The sequence below is a fragment of the Bdellovibrionales bacterium genome (assembly GCA_016714165.1).
Taxonomy (GTDB): Bacteria; Bdellovibrionota; Bdellovibrionia; order Bdellovibrionales; family UBA1609; genus JADJVA01.
Map to the genome: position 1 here is coordinate 1 of JADJNU010000002.1, position 16,127 is coordinate 16,127.

At 46.6% G+C, this 16,127-nt stretch carries 22 protein-coding genes; 3 read left to right on the plus strand and 19 right to left on the minus strand.

What is annotated here, in order from left to right; genetic code table 11:
• Positions 1–69 precede the first annotated feature (69 nt).
• The 12 genes from IPJ71_11120 to IPJ71_11175 form a co-directional block, all read right to left on the minus strand.
• Positions 70–222 carry a hypothetical protein gene (locus IPJ71_11120; protein ID MBK7844229.1) on the minus strand — a complete coding sequence of 51 codons (153 nt, stop codon included), beginning with the start codon at positions 220–222 and terminating at the stop codon, positions 70–72.
• Positions 201–560: a hypothetical protein gene (locus tag IPJ71_11125; protein MBK7844230.1), complete on the minus strand. Its 360-nt coding sequence runs from the start codon at positions 558–560 to the stop codon at positions 201–203. Before IPJ71_11125 ends, IPJ71_11120 begins: the two co-directional genes overlap by 22 nt.
• Positions 561–562: 2 nt before the next feature.
• Positions 563–871 carry a hypothetical protein gene (locus IPJ71_11130; protein MBK7844231.1) on the minus strand — a complete coding sequence of 103 codons (309 nt, stop codon included), beginning with the start codon at positions 869–871 and terminating at the stop codon, positions 563–565.
• A 306-nt stretch (positions 872–1,177) separates the two neighbouring features.
• Entirely contained in the window at positions 1,178–1,639 is a 462-nt protein-coding gene (locus tag IPJ71_11135; protein ID MBK7844232.1) for a hypothetical protein, read from the minus strand.
• A 191-nt stretch (positions 1,640–1,830) separates the two neighbouring features.
• Complete coding sequence (locus IPJ71_11140; GenBank protein ID MBK7844233.1) at positions 1,831–2,052, minus strand: hypothetical protein; 222 nt, start codon at positions 2,050–2,052, stop codon at positions 1,831–1,833.
• Between the two features lie 290 nt (positions 2,053–2,342).
• Positions 2,343–2,993, minus strand: a complete 651-nt coding sequence (locus IPJ71_11145) for a hypothetical protein (GenBank protein ID MBK7844234.1) — start codon at positions 2,991–2,993, stop codon at positions 2,343–2,345.
• A 200-nt stretch (positions 2,994–3,193) separates the two neighbouring features.
• A complete protein-coding gene (locus tag IPJ71_11150) occupies positions 3,194–3,454 on the minus strand; it encodes a hypothetical protein (protein MBK7844235.1) in 261 nt (86 codons plus the stop codon).
• 441 nt (positions 3,455–3,895) lie between these two features.
• Positions 3,896–4,177 carry a hypothetical protein gene (locus tag IPJ71_11155; GenBank protein MBK7844236.1) on the minus strand — a complete coding sequence of 94 codons (282 nt, stop codon included), beginning with the start codon at positions 4,175–4,177 and terminating at the stop codon, positions 3,896–3,898.
• The gene (locus IPJ71_11160; protein MBK7844237.1) at positions 4,167–4,676 is read right to left on the minus strand and encodes a hypothetical protein; all 510 of its coding nucleotides are present in this window, start codon (positions 4,674–4,676) and stop codon (positions 4,167–4,169) included. The genes IPJ71_11155 and IPJ71_11160 overlap by 11 nt, the downstream gene beginning before the upstream one ends.
• 165 nt (positions 4,677–4,841) lie before the next feature.
• Positions 4,842–5,381, minus strand: coding sequence for a hypothetical protein (locus IPJ71_11165; protein MBK7844238.1), 540 nt, complete (start codon positions 5,379–5,381; stop codon positions 4,842–4,844).
• A gap of 95 nt (positions 5,382–5,476) precedes the next feature.
• A complete protein-coding gene (locus tag IPJ71_11170) occupies positions 5,477–5,623 on the minus strand; it encodes a hypothetical protein (GenBank protein MBK7844239.1) in 147 nt (48 codons plus the stop codon).
• A 189-nt stretch (positions 5,624–5,812) separates the two neighbouring features.
• The gene (locus IPJ71_11175; GenBank protein ID MBK7844240.1) at positions 5,813–5,995 is read right to left on the minus strand and encodes a hypothetical protein; all 183 of its coding nucleotides are present in this window, start codon (positions 5,993–5,995) and stop codon (positions 5,813–5,815) included.
• Positions 5,996–6,382: 387 nt separating this feature from the next.
• On the opposite strand from IPJ71_11175, the gene IPJ71_11180 reads away from it, so the two are divergent.
• Complete coding sequence (locus tag IPJ71_11180; GenBank protein MBK7844241.1) at positions 6,383–6,910, plus strand: hypothetical protein; 528 nt, start codon at positions 6,383–6,385, stop codon at positions 6,908–6,910.
• Between the two features lie 125 nt (positions 6,911–7,035).
• On the opposite strand, the gene IPJ71_11185 is transcribed toward IPJ71_11180, so the two are convergent.
• The 3 genes from IPJ71_11185 to IPJ71_11195 are packed head-to-tail and all read right to left on the minus strand — an operon-like array spanning position 7,036 to position 10,464.
• Complete coding sequence (locus tag IPJ71_11185) at positions 7,036–7,947, minus strand: hypothetical protein (GenBank protein MBK7844242.1); 912 nt, start codon at positions 7,945–7,947, stop codon at positions 7,036–7,038.
• Positions 7,948–7,987: 40 nt separating this feature from the next.
• A complete protein-coding gene (gene lysS / locus IPJ71_11190) occupies positions 7,988–9,508 on the minus strand; it encodes a lysine--tRNA ligase (protein MBK7844243.1) in 1,521 nt (506 codons plus the stop codon).
• 29 nt (positions 9,509–9,537) lie between these two features.
• Positions 9,538–10,464, minus strand: a complete 927-nt coding sequence (locus tag IPJ71_11195; protein MBK7844244.1) for a class I fructose-bisphosphate aldolase — start codon at positions 10,462–10,464, stop codon at positions 9,538–9,540.
• 185 nt (positions 10,465–10,649) lie between these two features.
• On the opposite strand from IPJ71_11195, the gene IPJ71_11200 reads away from it, so the two are divergent.
• Both IPJ71_11200 and IPJ71_11205 read left to right on the plus strand, forming a co-directional pair.
• Positions 10,650–11,891, plus strand: a complete 1,242-nt coding sequence (locus tag IPJ71_11200) for an MFS transporter (protein ID MBK7844245.1) — start codon at positions 10,650–10,652, stop codon at positions 11,889–11,891.
• Between the two features lie 106 nt (positions 11,892–11,997).
• Complete coding sequence (locus IPJ71_11205; protein MBK7844246.1) at positions 11,998–12,534, plus strand: NifU family protein; 537 nt, start codon at positions 11,998–12,000, stop codon at positions 12,532–12,534.
• Between the two features lie 19 nt (positions 12,535–12,553).
• Here the strand turns inward: IPJ71_11205 and IPJ71_11210 are convergent, their stop codons facing one another.
• The 4 genes from IPJ71_11210 to recJ all read right to left on the minus strand — a co-directional run bounded on the left by IPJ71_11210 (position 12,554) and on the right by recJ (position 16,099).
• The gene (locus tag IPJ71_11210) at positions 12,554–13,120 is read right to left on the minus strand and encodes a DUF366 family protein (GenBank protein MBK7844247.1); all 567 of its coding nucleotides are present in this window, start codon (positions 13,118–13,120) and stop codon (positions 12,554–12,556) included.
• Positions 13,121–13,124: 4 nt separating this feature from the next.
• Entirely contained in the window at positions 13,125–13,778 is a 654-nt protein-coding gene (queC, locus tag IPJ71_11215) for a 7-cyano-7-deazaguanine synthase QueC (protein ID MBK7844248.1), read from the minus strand.
• Between the two features lie 18 nt (positions 13,779–13,796).
• A complete protein-coding gene (locus IPJ71_11220) occupies positions 13,797–14,258 on the minus strand; it encodes a hypothetical protein (GenBank protein MBK7844249.1) in 462 nt (153 codons plus the stop codon).
• A gap of 113 nt (positions 14,259–14,371) precedes the next feature.
• On the minus strand, positions 14,372–16,099 hold the full coding sequence (gene recJ, locus IPJ71_11225) for a single-stranded-DNA-specific exonuclease RecJ (protein MBK7844250.1): 1,728 nt from the start codon (positions 16,097–16,099) through the stop codon (positions 14,372–14,374).
• Positions 16,100–16,127 lie beyond the last annotated feature (28 nt).

The following is a 16,127-nucleotide window of genomic DNA, read 5'->3' on the forward strand; positions in this document are numbered from 1 at the left end:
AAGAGCCAATTTTGTATTCCCATGGGACCAAGGCAGAGAAGATGCAATGTCCTCATTCATCCAGCGAAGCTAAACCAACTTATTGACAACAGGCAGAAGCTCAGGAGGAACAAGAAAGACAATCTGTTCTCCACGAAGCTGCCCTGTCGCTGCCTTATTCAGAAGCTTCTCAAGGGGAAGGAATAGGGCCATCTCATCTGCTATAAAGACCCGAGCTTCCAAGGGCTTTTGAGATCATCTGGAACCTTTCCAGATTTTGGTGGCCAAATCGTCCAACTCGATGTCAAAAAATCATAGTTCATAGAAAATCGATCCAACAGTCCAAAATCGCGCGCTTGTTTATGGCGACTTTGGATCTGTCTCCATTCATTCATTGTAACAATCATCAAGCCAGTTGGAGTCGTGTATTTTCCCTTCAATTTCTTCAGTCCATTTGGAGTCTTCGCTCTCCCTCCAGAAACGACAAGAGACAAAAAATCAGATGGAGTTTTGGGATTCTCACCAGGAAAACGAACACGAGGATCCTCCATTGCGTCTTCGCCTTCCTCATTTTGGCTCACTGTCAACGCCTCAAGTTCATCACTTCTCCGCTCGTGATCCCCTTCAGCTTCGACAGGAGCGCGAGTTGCCACCTCATAGGTAGATAGCAGGCTGGGTTCAAGCAAAAAAATCCTTTTCCAGCTCCTCCTGAGCTCTCCCGGCCTTGAATAGCACCCATCTCATCCGCAATCTCGACGTCATCAAGCGTTTCATCCGCCAAGTAATAACCAATTTTTGTATTACCCAACGAAAATTTGCCCTTTTTTCCCAGAAGCTTTTTAAGCATGGCCCGCTTAAACCCTTCCTTGAGCGAGGGCTCAACGATCACCACTTCAATTCGATTTGCGAACGTTTTCTGTTCGACATATCTATCCAGAAAGGCATCAAAGCCTTCAAATAAAGCCGACTCTCCCGCTAAATTGGTCTTTCCGGGAACTTCCTCCCCGATCCGTTTGGCTTCGGGCTTTCGCCAGTCTCAGATCCGGCCTTTTCGGTCTTCTCGCCCTTTTAGGCAATCCTGAATCCGAAATCCTGCTGGCCTTATCGAACACATCATCCATCCCTTTGACTCTCGAACGCAGATGACCAGCACCCAGACCTCCAAACCCCCCCTCGACTCAGCCTTTATTAGCATAGCCTACATCTGTATCCTTATTCCCTCAGCCGCACGAAGATTAGCAAGAGCCGCGTTTCTGGGAACAACATACTTATCGGGTTCCAAAAGCTTTCTCACCTTTATCTCTGAAGACAAAAACCCGACGGAAGGATCATCAACCCAATAATACCGCCCCTCCGCATCGACGGCCAAGTGTCTCTTATACTCAGAGGCTGCAACAAAGCTACGAAACACAGTTTTCTTGTCCGAGGTTGCTAACTGAAGTTTTCCCTGAGCAAGGGCTGGCATATCCAAACTTCCATTGACAACAAAGACAACATTCTTCCGAACCTGGAATTTTAGAATCTTCCCGAAAAAACAAAAGATGTGGAAGAGGTCAGAGTTTCCCTTCTCTCCTTGCACAATCTTACTGTAAACAAAACTCTGATAGGGGAGGTCGAAGCTAACTTGCTTAAAAACAGGATTCGCTGACCCATCCTGCATAGGAGTTGCGACAATCCCTAAACTAAATGACTTTGCAGCTTCAGCAGAGCGACCTGAAGTATTCTTCGCCGTGGAAAAAAGGAAGGAGACTAATTCTAACTGATTTGAAGTTATCTCTGGTCACACGAGGAAACTGAAGGATGCGTTCTTCCAAGGTGTGCTGAACAAGCCTGGTCGATCTGTCTATCCGGCTAATCAGAGGTCGTCCCAATGCCTCCAACTTCAAATATCTGTCGTCTCCCAACGGCTTGAGAACCATCAGCTGGCCTCGTATAGGACCAAAATCCAGTGTAGTCCTTGGGCGCACCTGTTGGGTCATACTGAATAAAATGAAGCTGATTAAGCAATATTGGCGTCTCTAGCTGAGAACGCAGATAGACCTGAGGTCCAAATTCGGTCTTCGGTACATCCAATCCCAAACCATTTTTTATCAGCCTCGTATAAGGTACGGACAGAGGAGAACTCGAGTCTGACTTCTTGATGCAACACGAAAGAAGCTCACAACAGCCTGCCCCCCTACCACTTTCCGCCGCTGAGGCGATTTTCTTTCAAATAGGCGGCTGCTCCAGAACTGGAGTGACGTTATCAAAAACGGTCACCAGGTCGAGCTAGTTCAAGCCTGAGTATCATTTCTTTCGCTGTGATATAGGGAGTGTTCTCCATGAGAACTTCGGCTTGTAAAAGCCCCAAAGATCCAGTTTCTTCAATAACAACGTTCCAGACAGAGCCATATTTGGCCCGGATCCTTTCTTGCTGATAAGAGGAAAGAATGGACAATTCTGGATCCAAACCGAAAAGTTCCAGCTCTGATCATCTCTATTTGCGCGTTGGGAACGAGGATCTTATCTAAGAATCCATCTCTGAGATCCAGGCTCTGAAAAATCTTCGAGTCGGAAACTCTCACAGCCAAATTTGGATTGCCATTACTAAAAAACAATATCGCAGATTGGTGACTGACAGCCACGCCATCACCCACTCCTCCGTCCCAACTCAATCCACTTATCAAGTACTTTCCCGATTTAGGATCGCGATCAATTCCAAAATCCCCCAACGACCTCGCCTTGGCCGTTTCTTTGTCGAGAAAAGTGATCTGCCCGCCAGATATCATCGCCGTGGTCTGCCCTCGACTTAATTCATGAGGAATATCCACAAGCCTATAGCTGCGAGAAAATGGGTCGTAAACTAAGCCGAGTTGGCCCCAAGATTCGCTGACCACTGGGTCAATGGGATATTCATTTAATGAGTAGGCTCCAGTAGCGGGGTTGTAGACGGGAACGCCCGCGAATGGGAATGGAACAGAGTCAACGAGTTTCCCTTCTGTGTTTTTAACCTTTCCCGATTCGATACGAGACATGACACCATTCTGATCTTCAGCACGGTAGCGTGCATCCTTGCGTTCTCCACAACAAGGGGTGACAGAACGGTGAAGTCGTTTCCACTATTTCAAGGGAGAGGTGCATCCTCTCCAACTGTTTCGTGGTCATGTATTCGTAGCCCAAAACGACGGCGCGATCATCCCACAGCTACCTTCTCTCCACCAGAAGAGAGGGGGCACTAAAAGGCAAACGTAACTCCATTACCCAAAAAACTGTCAACTTTGACGGAGATCAAAAGCAGCCGCTCCGACACAGATCCCCGAAATCGAGTTCCCACATCATAGATCATGATCTCATCAGGGTGTTCAAGACGAGGCAGATCGATCGACTTCCCGCTCAGGACGTCAACCAGGCCTATCCCAGCAGGACCCTTTCCCCAATAAAGGTAGGACTTTATTCTTGGGATTGGAATTGTAATTGAATAGAGTGAGACGCCCATCGATCAATGTCAGAGCTTCATTGGAAGAGCCGATGCCTCCTGAAGGGACTCAAAGCTAGGATCCCCTTGTACGCCCGATGAACCCCGGTGGGGCTGCCGGGAACAAGAAGGTCCAATTCCCCTGTTTTCGCGTGCAGCTTATAAATCCCAGAGGGCATGTCCTCCGACTCGCCCCCATTCGTCACAACCTCGAAGATTTCGGCACCTTTGGGAAGAATAAGTGAACCGAGCGGCCTCTGAATTGAGAGTATGGATCAAGACACCAATCCAACTAAAAGACCGAAAACCGAAAAACCCTTGCATCACTTATCCTCACCCTAAAATAATTTTAAATACAATAAACCTCTTCCCTCGTCGGCGCTGAACTATTGAAACAACTTCTTCTGAAGTCGACCTCGAAGCCGCCTTTAAGGTGCCTCGCTATCCCTATTTATCAGCTTCTCAGCCCTCATCTGAGCCACAAATCCAACAGCTTGCTGAAAAGGCCGCAACGTCATATCCATATTTAGAAAGCATCCGTTCGCTTCTTCCAACCTGTTCAACAATCGCTGGATCATTGGTTTCACCGCGATAATACGTATCAAAGGCTGAAATGTAATCGGCCGTTCTTGAATCCTCATCGGCAAGAAATTGTCTGACCGCTTCCATCAGTTTTGCATCACGAACGCTTGCTTTGCCGGCACCCTTGATTGTTCTGAGCAGAAACTTGGGCTCAAATCTCACGTTGTTCTTTGCTGGTAAATGGCAAAAATCCTCTGCAACCGATCCTTATTGATAGCAATCTTTGAGCACCTGAGTCGCTACTGACGTAGTCGGCTTCTGGATAATTCGCGAGCTCAATTAACTCCCTTGATATTTCATCATAAATGCGGTCAGATTTTTCGCCTTCGCCAGAGATAATAATCCGAACGTCATTTGCAAGACGCGGTAAAAGCATTTCAAACTTGATTCTTCTGCGGAGACTCTGCCAGTGAGCTCTCGTTTCGAATTTCTCTGGTTTGATCTTTGAAGAATCTAAAAGCTCCTGAAATGCAATATCTGCCAACAGAGGTGTAATCGCTATGTTCTTTTCTTGAGAGACTTGAACGACATAGCGAAGCCATGTTTCCATATCTCGCGAGGTAATGCCCTGATCGCCTTCATTGAGCAAAAGATGCATCCTGGAAAGCTCAACCAATTCTGCATCACTGCTTGGATCAATCTCTCCGAGAATCACTTTCAACCCGTAAACGGGATCCAGAAACTGACTTGGATTCGCGGTGACTAGACTGAGTTCGGACTGATGTTTTCTTAGGCTAGAACATCTACAACCATCCTGGTTGCGGATGCTAACCAAGACATATAGTTCAGAGTCAAAGGGCTCACCAGCGTCCCTCGGTTTACTCCCTTATAGTAGAGCGCATATCGTCGATAGGGCTGTCGCAGTCTTGCCTTCCGCATCTGGAAGCGGATAAATATCTAATGCGTTATAGGGTACTCTCTCATTTGACTCAAGCGCACGCATCTCGAACATGTGGGCCCCAATTTGCCTTGTAACCGCAATTTGCTCGATTTGGTCCGGCGAAATGAGCAGGTTCATGTGGTTCTTTTCGGCCCGATCAAGGGAAGCCTTCAAAGCTTGATCTTCACTCGCTTTAGTTATGCTCTCGTTGTTGGATGTCCAGATGACAAGGCTATCGGTCAATACTGCCTGCCCATAATCTGTCTGAACAATCCCATTCTGCACAACCTCAAGAAGAGCATTGAGCATATCAGGTCCGTTCCGGTACAACTCATCAACCCCAACAGGGCGACCATCAGCCCTAAAGAAACTACCTGTATAGTCAGTAGCCAAGGGATGGTTGGCGCCGAGATTCGCGGCATTCCTCATATTCGGAGAAGCAAAAATTCTGGTTAAGTTTGCCTCTAAGGGTTGCGCACGAATCATCAAAGGCTCCTTAGATTCAGCTACAACCGAAGCACGCGGCACGATCACGACATGTTCATTGAGTTTTCCTAAAAACCAAAGATATTCCTCACGACTCAGATCATCGATACTGCCTGTACCAAGCCTATATTTAGGAAAATAATGGTGAAAAACTCGACAGGCCTTCGCTTGAAGAGAGGATCACGCGATCTCTGAGGAGGCGTCGAATAAATCAAAGCCGCAGCCCTTTCTGCCGAATTCATAACAAGAAAGGGAACCTCACAGCTGGATTTTCAGCTAAATCCACCTGACTTCCCAATCTGAGAAAATCCGATAGCTCAAATAAAATCTGGGCAGTCTCACTTGATGGGTCTACGCCGCGGCCGCTGGCTTTTCTGCTCTTGCGGGCTTTGTAGTGCCTGTCTTGGCCGGCTTGTCGACGGGCGATTTATCTAACGTGGCTCACCTTTCGCTGCTGACGCAACTTTCTTTCGGCACGCTCCAGCGGCCTTCTTGGGGGTCTCAACTGAGGGCTGCGACACCTCGGATGGCGTCGTCGGTTCATCTGCACCAAATCCAGACTGCGGCAACAATACTTGGGCTCCAAAGAGACTGATAACAAGCCACTTTCCCAAGATGCTTTTACTTGATTCACTTTTTGCGAAACTGAATTTTGTCTAAAAGACAAAAGACCCTGCCCACGATTGCCCATCATGAGTTCTCCTTTACCCGTTTTGCTGCTCTTGTTTCAATTAACCTAACCCTGGGGCATGAACTATTGCCATTAGGTACCGATGGTCAAGGCAAGCACCCAAGATGAATTTTTTTCTAGAACAATCAATTTTGCCTATGTGTAAAAAGATACCAAATGATAATTTGAAGTTATGAGTGTCATTAGAGCACTGCTCAAATAACTGGAACTGGCCTGCTTGATTGTTGTTCCAAACTCCAAGGGAGCCTGGCTGAACTAAATCTCAGGAATTCAGGATCTTCAAACATGCGTCCGGCAGCAGCGCTCCGGTGTGAGCACTGCAGCCGAACTCCTGGTGGATTTGGTTCAGCCACGCACGGATCAACAACTTTGCGAAGGCTTGCGGCCAGCCGCTGTATTGACTCATTTGGGCCTTTGTTGGCCTGAGGTCTTCGAAATGGTGGTGGATAGTGAGGAATTTCATCAGAGTTTTGATACAAATTTGTTAAATTTGATGTTCGGAGAATCTCATTTCTGTATTCCTGCCTCATTACGTGGCAGGCTGATATTGTCTCGTCTGAATTATGGATGTTGCTTGCAAATGATTGAGAGATTTCAAGTAAACAAAGGGAGTAAATCCATGAGGATGATTCAGTATTTTAAGCAAGAGAGTATAGTGTGGGGCTCGCTGTTCGGCGTTCTGCTTTTGATAGCAAGTCTGAAGTTTCAATCGAGTTGTAGCAAAGAACCTGCCTCAGATCTTCAATCGATTGCTCCTCAAACCTACCTGAAGCTCAAGAACAGAAAGCTTGTCAAGGCAACGAAAGCCAAGTTCTCTAAACGAAAATGGAAATTCTAAAAGATCATATTCTCAACAATCACGTGCGAAGGCAGAGAAGAAGTCGGCCTCTGACAGGCTCGTCGGCTTCCTAAGGGGTGGCATTCACGACTAGGAGCCAGAATCAAGTGCTAGCGAGATCGATTTCAAGAAGTTCTGAATAGCCACCGGAATAGTTCGCTGCCCCTGAAAATCCCATCGCTAGGAAGTGCCATCGTCACGGCTGCCGACCGCACTCCATTGTCACTTATCGCAATTACGCGATCCTTAAATTGAATGCCGATGGCCCGAAGCTTATCTCTCATGGGAAGGTGTGGACGCCCGTCTGGTTGAAAAAAATCTCTCCACTCAATATTGATAGCTCCCAAATCGGGCGCACTATATTCAGAATTTCGCCCCTTCTTCCGAAAATATTCAGCTTTTGATCTGACGTCTATAAGATAAATCTTTTCTCCCAATTTCTTCTTCCCAAAAACAGCATTCTCAACTTCGTTTTGGCTTGCCTCCACAGTAGATTTTATATTCGGCTCCCAATAATCAGCATTTTTACGTGGAGGAGTTTCAACATTGGTAAGTCCCTTGGCAAAAGCTTCAATATCTGCGATTTGAATATTCGTCACTCCTAGATAAAAGAGAGTCCAAGCCAGACGGCCCTCATCGCCTTTTCCCTTTAAACCATTTCCCAAAACCAAAACTGGCGTTGAAGAATGCACCCCCAATAGCGCCAAACGGCGAGCAAACCGCTGAAAACTCGGTTGAAGCCTTCCCGGAGTTGCACTCCTCCCGTCAACGAACTCCTGCCAGCTGAGAGGAATAGAGCCCGGCACATGGGCCATTGTATAATCAAAGCGGCTTCGAGTGTCGATGACAACAAGTTCATCGCTCAGCACAACTGGTGCGCTCATGCGAGAACTAAGGACCTTTAAATCCAAATTCTGATTTTCTGTGACTCGAGTGGGCGCCGAAGTTTGGCAGCCACCAAGCAGGAAAATAAAAACCAGCTGAATAACGAGTGAGGAACCTGAGACAGAAATAAAACGATTTTTACAAATATCCATTTACCCAAGCCCCACATATTTGACTTGACTCACGATCACTCTACTTGTGCTTCATCGTGGGAAAGAAAATAATATCACGAATGCTGGGCTGATCCGTCAGAATCATGACCAGACGTTCAACTCCAAGTCCAACTCCCCCTGTCGGAGGCATTCCCACGTCAATCGCATGAATAAAATCTGAATCCATCGGTTGGGCTTCTTCATCTATCAGACGAAGACTTTCCTGTTCTTTTAGTCTCTCAAGTTGATCTTCTGGGTCATTCAACTCGGTATAAGCATTTCCCAATTCCATGCCTGCCACAACCGGTTCAAATCTCTCGACCAAGCCTGATTCAGATCGATGCTTCTTCGTTAAGGGAGAAACCTCGACGGGAAAATCCAGTATAAAGGTTGGCTGCCAGAGATGCTTCTCAACAGTCAGCTCAAAGGCCTCCATAATCATTTCACCACGACGTGGTTGATTCTTAAAATCTGAACCCAATGATTTGATCTTTTCAAATAATGCTTCATCCGACAACTTGGCAGGATCAAATCCGCCATACTCCTTGATTCCATCCAAAACTCTCAATCTGCGCCAGGGCGGAGTAAAATCCAATTCCTTGCCTTGATAAACAAGCGTTTTAGAACCTCTTACGTTCTCACAGACGGTTGCAACAAGCTCTTCAAACTGTATCATTTGATCTTTGTAGTCAGTGTAGGCCTCATAATACTCTAACATCGTAAACTCAGGATTATGAGAGCGATCAATACCTTCGTTCCGAAAATTCTTAGAAACTTCGTAAACTTTGTGAAGCCCCCCCACGATTAACCTTTTTAGATAGAGTTCAGGAGAGATCTTAAGAAAAAGCTTCATGTCGAGAGCACGATGGTGGGTTGAAAAGGGATAGGCAGCTGCCCCTCCGTAAATGGGCTGAAGAACAGGAGTTTCTACTTCCAAAAATCCCCTTCCATCCAGAAATTTTCGAATTTCCCGAATGATTCGGGAGCGCATTTCAAAAACTCGACATGATTCTGGACTCATAATGAGGTCTAAATGGCGATGACGATACTTGATCTCAATGTCGGCCACGCCGTGGAATTTCTCAGGTAAAGGCTCAAGTGATTTACAAAGAATTGTAAAGGACTTCGCATGCACTGAAAGTTCTCCCTTTTGGGTTTTAAATACAAAACCCGTCAATCCCACATGATCACCGATATCAATTAACTCAAAAGCCAGTCTGTCATTCTCGCACAACTCCTGAACCCGCACATAAACTTGAATAGAACCGCTCTGATCCTTCAAGTTAAAAAATGAAGCCTTGCCCATGTCTCTCTTGGTCATCAGCCGACCGGCAATAACGACTACTTCTGTTTCTTCCTTTCTTCCCGGTTCAAAGTGGCCAAATTTCTCGCAAATATACCCCGCTTCGTGAGTGGGTTTAAAGTTATGAGGGAAGGGATCTATCCCTTTTGCGCGAAGCAAATGGAGCTTTCTTCTTTTCTCAGCTCGCAAAGGATTTTCTCTCTCCGGTCCGGTCGCAGCCGCATCCTCGCTGTTCTCTGAACTCGTTTGATCTTTCATAAAACAACCTTTCCCTCAATCAATTCGGATTACTCAGCCGCGCCTGCAAAAATATCCATTACCTTGTGAAGAATCTGAATGGACTCGTTCTTTGGGCGTTGAAACGCGTTTCGTCCCATGATGCTACCGAATGCGCCACCCTGGGCAAGACCTCGCACCTCAGTGAGGAGCTCATCGTTGGATTTCGCCTCACCTCCGCTAAAGATCACAACTCGTTTTCCGTTAAAAGCCGAGTCGAGCACATGGCGAGTGCGATCCGCCATTGTTTCAATTTTAATATTCATTTCTTTATAAACTTTGCGCGCCGCCTCTTGCTCAACGTAAGAAGTTGGAGGTTTCACCTTGATGATATGAGCGCCAAGTTGGGCAGCAATTTGAGCACAGTAGGCAATGACATCAATCCCCGTCTCGCCCTGTTTAGACAGATCTGTACCGCGGGCATAGGCCCAAACAACCACAACCAATCCTGCCTGCTTGGCCAAACGGGAGGCCGCCGCGATTTCTTCATACATCGCTTTTCGCTTTTCGCTTCCCGGATAAATGGTGAAACCAATCGCCGAACAGCCCAATCTCAGTGCGTCCTCTACAGAAGAAGTGAGCGCTGAAATGGGAGAGCCCTTTACTTCGAAAAGTGTCTCTGAATTGTTGATCTTTAAAATCAATGGAATTTCTCCAGCGTAATCCCGAACGCAAGCTTCGAGGGAACCCAGTGGCGCCGCATACGCATTGCAACCGGATTCAATGGCGAGTTGCATGTGATAGGCTGGATCATAGCCATCTGGATTCTTGGCAAAACTTCGAGCTGGACCATGTTCAAAGCCCTGGTCGACGGGAAGAATCACCATCTTACCCGAGCCTCCCAAGCGACCGTGATTCAAGAGCCTTGCCATATTTGCTAAAACTCCAGGATTCTCACTCCCATACCAACTCAAAATCTCCCTAACTCTTGGTGTCATTTATTGCCCCTTAGCGAAAATTATCAAACCTGTCGATTGCAGTGGAAACCACAAACACAAATATCTGACGTTTTTTTAGAATTACGAACCTAATCATAGTGACCTACTAAATCAAGTAAAAGAGGGCCGCAACATAGAGAAGCTCTGCTGGATTTCATGATCTGTTTCATTCATAATGTTCCTCTATGGTAAAGTTCCTAGCCACTCGCTTTTCGCCATTCAAGCATGCCAGCTTTCGCCAATTTTTTTTGGTTCAAACGATTTCCATGGTCGGAACATGGTCTCATGAACTGGCTCGTGCCTGGATCGTCGTGGAAATGCTTGGAAGAGCTGCTGCCTTGGGACTCCTCATGATTTCTGTCGCATTGCCTGCCTCTTTTCTTATTCTCCAAGGCGGCGTCCTTGTCGATCAGCTCGAAGTCCGACGTGTGATGATTGTGACCCGTTCGATTCTAGCGATTTCCTCTCTCATTCTCGCATCCCTAACCGAATTCGGTCATATTCAACTCTGGCAACTGATTGTATTTGGAATTATCGAAGGGACTGTTATGTCTTTGGACTCGCCTGCCGAACAGGCGCTCCGCGCCAGACTTGTTCCACGTTCGGATTTTCAGCAGGCCATTGCCCTATCTTCATCTAACTTCCACCTCGCAAGAATGCTGGGACCATTGGTCGCCGGTTTTTTGATGGCTCATGGTGGTCCATCACTTGTTTTTCTATTTGACGGCCTGTCCTATTTTGGCCTGCTCTTCGTTCTTGCGAAGATCAAACTCCAGCCCCCACTTCACAGGGCCACCCCCCATGGAACATCTCAACTTGCCGCCATCTCTCAAGGTTTTCGTTATCTCAAAAACAATCGCTCCATTCGCTATCGATTGATACAGCTCCTTCTCACGATTTGCTTTGTTTTTCCCATCATGATGGTCATCTTCCGCACTTTCGTGCGCCAGAAATTTCAACTTTCAGGAGCTGAGTTTGGCTATGTTTTCAGTTTGCCAGCCTTTGGAGCCCTGGCTGGAGCGCTGACCTTTGCGTTCTGGAAGCCCATAAAACCGATCAATACCCTTCAGTTAAGTATTCCAATGGGCATCTTGTCGCTTATTTCTGTTCCTTTCATGCCAACCGCCACCACCACTTCATTGGCAATGACTGTAAATGGTTTCTTTAGCTATTTGACCTTTGCCTCTCTGACCGTGAGCATTCATTTGGATCTCGAAGAGGAGTATCGGGGGCGAATTAGCTCTCTCATTGGCATGTGTTTCATCAGTATAGGGCCAATCATGTGTCTTCCCGTGGGGATTCTAGGCGATCATCTTGGCTTCATCTCAACCGTGTTAATTTTGGCAGGAATATTCGCCTTGCTCAGCGCCCAACTTGCTCTCCAGCATTGGCGCTCCCTTCGGCGAATAGGCCCCATGGAGATTTAATCGATTTAGCTGATTCGGTTGATTCCGCTGATTTAAAAGAAGTTTGTCTTTTCTCCCCCTATTAGGTAATTGATATGTGAAGAGGAGATTCCCAATGCCATCTCAAATTCAGGTTCAGTTTGACCAAACGCCAAATCCGGCAACAATGAAGTTTTCCTTCGGCCGTCAGATAGCCGACGAATCAGCTGAATTTCTAAATGCAGGGCAGACCAAGCGCTCGCCTCTGGCCGCTAAGATATTTGGCTTTCCCTGGGTTGCAGGCTTTTTTATTGGTGCCGATTTCGTCACAGTGACAAAACAAGATTGGGTTGACTGGGATATTATTGCAGAGCCTTTAGCAAACCTTCTTGAGGAGCATCTTCTTAGTGGCGAGGCCGTTCTTTTGCCCGAAGTGGTTAATCCCAGAAGCGATGATTCAGAACAGGTGAGATTAATCAAACAGATCTTTTCGGATGAGATTCAGCCGGCTGTCGCAATGGATGGGGGAGATATCTCATTTCATAAATACGAAGATCAGATTGTTTACGTCTCTATGAGGGGGTCTTGCTCCGGTTGTCCCAGTTCAATGATCACCCTTAAAGATGGGGTAGAAGCACGACTCAAATCATCAATACCCGAAATCAAAGAAGTCATTGCCCTCTGATACGGGGCGCTCTCATACGTCAGACAGTCCTCACTTTGCAGGTCGCCTCCGTCACACTATGGACTTCCTCAACGACTCGATCCAAAAGAAGGCGAGAAAACTCCTCGGGGTTAATTCCGAGATCGATCAGAGACAGAGTGGGGACAGGAGTCCCCTCATTGCTCACGTTGAGGGCAAAATGAATCAAAGCTGACCGCAGACTCAAAGTGGCGACACTGATGCTCAGCTTTTTATCTCCACAAAATAGATCATCTCCCACCCGAAAAACCTGCAGAGCGAGAACGCTCTCTTTTGCCAAATTTCGAATCAGCTCAAGAGCTATAGCTGTTATGAGCCTTTGCAAACTAACCGCAGCAAACAAACTGCAATCGAATTTTTCGACGATAAAATGGACCATATCAGATCCCGCAATGGGACTCTGAGCCCGAAGGTCTTCACCATCAACCATGTTCACCCAGTCTATCTGGCAAGGTCCTCGCCAAGAGACAATGGAATCGCCCAATAATCCCTCACCCAAATAGGCAAATAATGGTCGAAGTTGGGTTCCGTCGTAAGGAAATCTTTTGGTAATCCAAAGACTTTTCATCTTATCACTCCTTCAGAGCCCGCAGAAAACGCAGACACGACTCACACTTCCCACACCACTCTTCTCCATCATGATAGCAGGGCCAAATATCCTCAAAAGGAACCCCCAGCTCTCTCCCCCTGCGAACGATCATTGGCTTCGTCAAACGAGTTGTGTAACAGCGAACTTCGACTCGGGAGGCAGTGGAGAGTCTTAAGCTTTGATTGAGCACCTCAATAAAGTCTTCGGAATTATCTGGAAATGTTGATGCTTCCTCAGCATTAAAACCCGGCACAATATAATTGGCACCCAAACCTTCAGCATAGCCGGCCGCAATATTTAAAAAAATTCCATTTCGATTGGGTATCCAAACTCTTTCCGCTGTCGCCTTTGATTGTCCCAATGAATTGATATCAACCTCACCTGATTCTGGCACAGATACATTTCGATTTATTAAAGAGGTCGTTGTAAAATCAATAAACCAAGGCAAATTTACAACATGATGCTTGAGAGAGAGAAGCCCACAAAGTGAACTGGCTTTCTGAATCTCTCGAATAGCAGCACGTTGTCCATAGTCAAACGTCAATGCCAGAATAACTTCAGTATCGAGATGAGCCTCGAATAAATTGACCGCCGAATCCAAGCCCGCAGACAATAGAACGATAGATCTTTTTCTCACAGAAAAAAGTCCAATCTTTTACTTCTTAACTGATTTTGATTTCTTCTTAACTCCAGTCGCATTCCCCTTTTTCGACTCTCCCTTGGATTTTATCGCGGGTTTATTTGAGGTCCCTGAGCGCCCCTCAAATTTCTCTGATGTCTGAGCCAGCTTCTGTTTTTCTTCTGAACTCCCGACCTTAGAAACCTTTACGTCCTGTGCCGTTTCCTTCTTTTGTTTCTCATCCTGATCACTCTTCGTTGGTGTCACTAGGGATTCACGAATGGATATGGCCCTCTTCAGAACTTTTTCTGCCAACTGATAAACCACATCTCCGTCGGTTTCCCAACGCTTCTGCTTTTCTGCCAGAAGACTCTTTATTTTCTCGAAACGCAAAGAAGTCAAATCGAGGATTTTTCGGTCCAACTCCTTTTTCGCCCTATTCGCCACATCTCTGGCCTGAGCTGCTCGCTCAGAAAGTTTTTGCTTTAATTCCACCATATAACATCCCCCTGTTTTAAGATCACTCCCAGAGCTAGCATAGATACCAAAAGGGCCTCAAGTATAGATTGAGCCTGCAATTATCATCATCAGATGATAAACTAAAAAATCACCTACTGAATGGCGAACTTCAAGTCCTTTACCAAGAGTTGAATACTCTTTTTGCCGGCGAAGAAATTCCACTGAGGTTCTCCAAGAATATCCACCGCTCTTCCTGTTGAATCCTTCGGGCAAAAAAAAGCGTGTTGAGGTGGTGGGGAAAACCACAGAACATCAATTCGCTGGCTTGATTTCGGATCTTTCACTTCGATTTTATAATGACCTCCTCGAAGCTGACGAACAGAAGTTATTTCTAGGTTATCGATCCTTACAACAACTGGTTCCCATCCTGTACCGAAGGGCTCCAAGTGCGCAAACCATGTCATAAACATCGCATTAATCTCATCAAGGTCGCAAACCACATCATAAGCAAGGGACGGCATCTTCGTCTTCTCAGCTTTTGATAAAGAAAAGAATTCTCCCAATCTAGCATCCAGACCCTCAACATTATTTAATTCTACTTCAAATCCTGCTGCTGGAGAGTGTCCTCCGAATTTTCTCAGACTGCTCGCTGAAAATTCCAAGGCCTTTAGCACACTGGTCGCCCCTGCAAAAGGAGAGCGTGCACTGCCGGTTACGGTCCCTTTGTCGGTATGGACAGATCCAACAAAGGCGGGGATCTGAAAAGTCTGCGCCAGCTTCGTTGCGATTAGCCCTATGACACCTTGATGAAAACGATCAGACCAAACCCAAATGTATCCCTGCTGATTTCTCTCATTTGCTTGAAGAACTGCCTCCTCATGGGCCTCGGCCTGCACCCTGAGTCTCAATTCATTGTTCGCCATCACTTTACCGACAAGTTCGTTGGCGTCTTTTCTTGAATTCGCCAAATATAGATCCAGTGGTAGAACCCCCATTTCCATGCGAGACAAAGCGTTTAATTTTGGAGCAAATCGAATCGCCACTTCCTGCGATCCCAAAGCGCGCCCTCCCAAACCAAGCTCTTCAAGTAGGGCCTGCAAACCGGGCCTCTCTGTCCGCGCTAACTCAATCAAGCCATGCCTCACCAAAATGCGATTCTCACCAACTAGCGGAACCAAATCTGTGAGGGTCCCAATCGCAAAGCAGTCTAACAATTTCTTCGGATCAAAATCGGTCTTAAGCCAATTCCTCTGGCGAAAAGAACTGCGAAGCGCAAGAACCAAATAGAACGCAACTCCAGTTCCACAAAGATGGCCCAATCCTGACTGACAAGTTCCCTTGTTAGGATTGAGAACAGCGACTGCCGATGGAAGTTCACCTTGCGGCAAATGATGATCCGTAATAATCACATCAACGCCCAATTCATTGGCTCTCTCAACGGCTTTATGAGCCGTAATACCTACGTCTACCGTGACCACAAGCGAAACACCTTGCCGAGAGAACTCTTCTATCGCGTGCGCATGAAGACCATAGCCTTCGGTGAGCCGTTTCGGCTGATACCCACCCACCTGTTCATAACCAAGCCATTCAAGTCCCCTGAGCAAGAGCGCCAAACCAGAGGTTCCATCTAAATCGAAATCACCATAAACACAGATTTTTTCCTTTTTCGAATAAGCCTGCATAAGACGGGAGACAGCCGTTTTCATTCCATCCATAACGGCCGGATCACTCAGGTTTTTGAGAGCGGGAGACAAGAAAGAATCTATGACTTCTTCAGAATGAAGCCCACGTGCATTCAAAATTCGCCAGACGAGATCCGGAATCCTAGGGGGACCCGAAGAACGAAGATCAGAGTTTCCGCGGGCCTGCCACTCTATCACTCTACCAAACTCACAAGCACTTCAATTC

Excerpts from the sequence above, each read along its gene's own strand:
- IPJ71_11135 (MBK7844232.1), bottom strand. The coding sequence starts at position 1,639 with ATGCAGGATGGGTCAGCGAATCCTGTTTTTAAGCAAGTTAGCTTCGAC.
- IPJ71_11145 (MBK7844234.1), bottom strand. The coding sequence starts at position 2,993 with ATGTCTCGTATCGAATCGGGAAAGGTTAAAAACACAGAAGGGAAACTC.
- IPJ71_11150 (MBK7844235.1), bottom strand. The coding sequence starts at position 3,454 with ATGGGCGTCTCACTCTATTCAATTACAATTCCAATCCCAAGAATAAAG.
- IPJ71_11165 (MBK7844238.1), bottom strand. The coding sequence starts at position 5,381 with ATGATTCGTGCGCAACCCTTAGAGGCAAACTTAACCAGAATTTTTGCT.
- IPJ71_11170 (MBK7844239.1), bottom strand. The coding sequence starts at position 5,623 with ATGAATTCGGCAGAAAGGGCTGCGGCTTTGATTTATTCGACGCCTCCT.
- IPJ71_11185 (MBK7844242.1), bottom strand. The coding sequence starts at position 7,947 with ATGGATATTTGTAAAAATCGTTTTATTTCTGTCTCAGGTTCCTCACTC.
- lysS (MBK7844243.1), bottom strand. The coding sequence starts at position 9,508 with ATGAAAGATCAAACGAGTTCAGAGAACAGCGAGGATGCGGCTGCGACC.
- IPJ71_11195 (MBK7844244.1), bottom strand. The coding sequence starts at position 10,464 with ATGACACCAAGAGTTAGGGAGATTTTGAGTTGGTATGGGAGTGAGAAT.
- IPJ71_11200 (MBK7844245.1), top strand. The coding sequence starts at position 10,650 with ATGGTAAAGTTCCTAGCCACTCGCTTTTCGCCATTCAAGCATGCCAGC.
- IPJ71_11210 (MBK7844247.1), bottom strand. The coding sequence starts at position 13,120 with ATGAAAAGTCTTTGGATTACCAAAAGATTTCCTTACGACGGAACCCAA.
- IPJ71_11220 (MBK7844249.1), bottom strand. The coding sequence starts at position 14,258 with ATGGTGGAATTAAAGCAAAAACTTTCTGAGCGAGCAGCTCAGGCCAGA.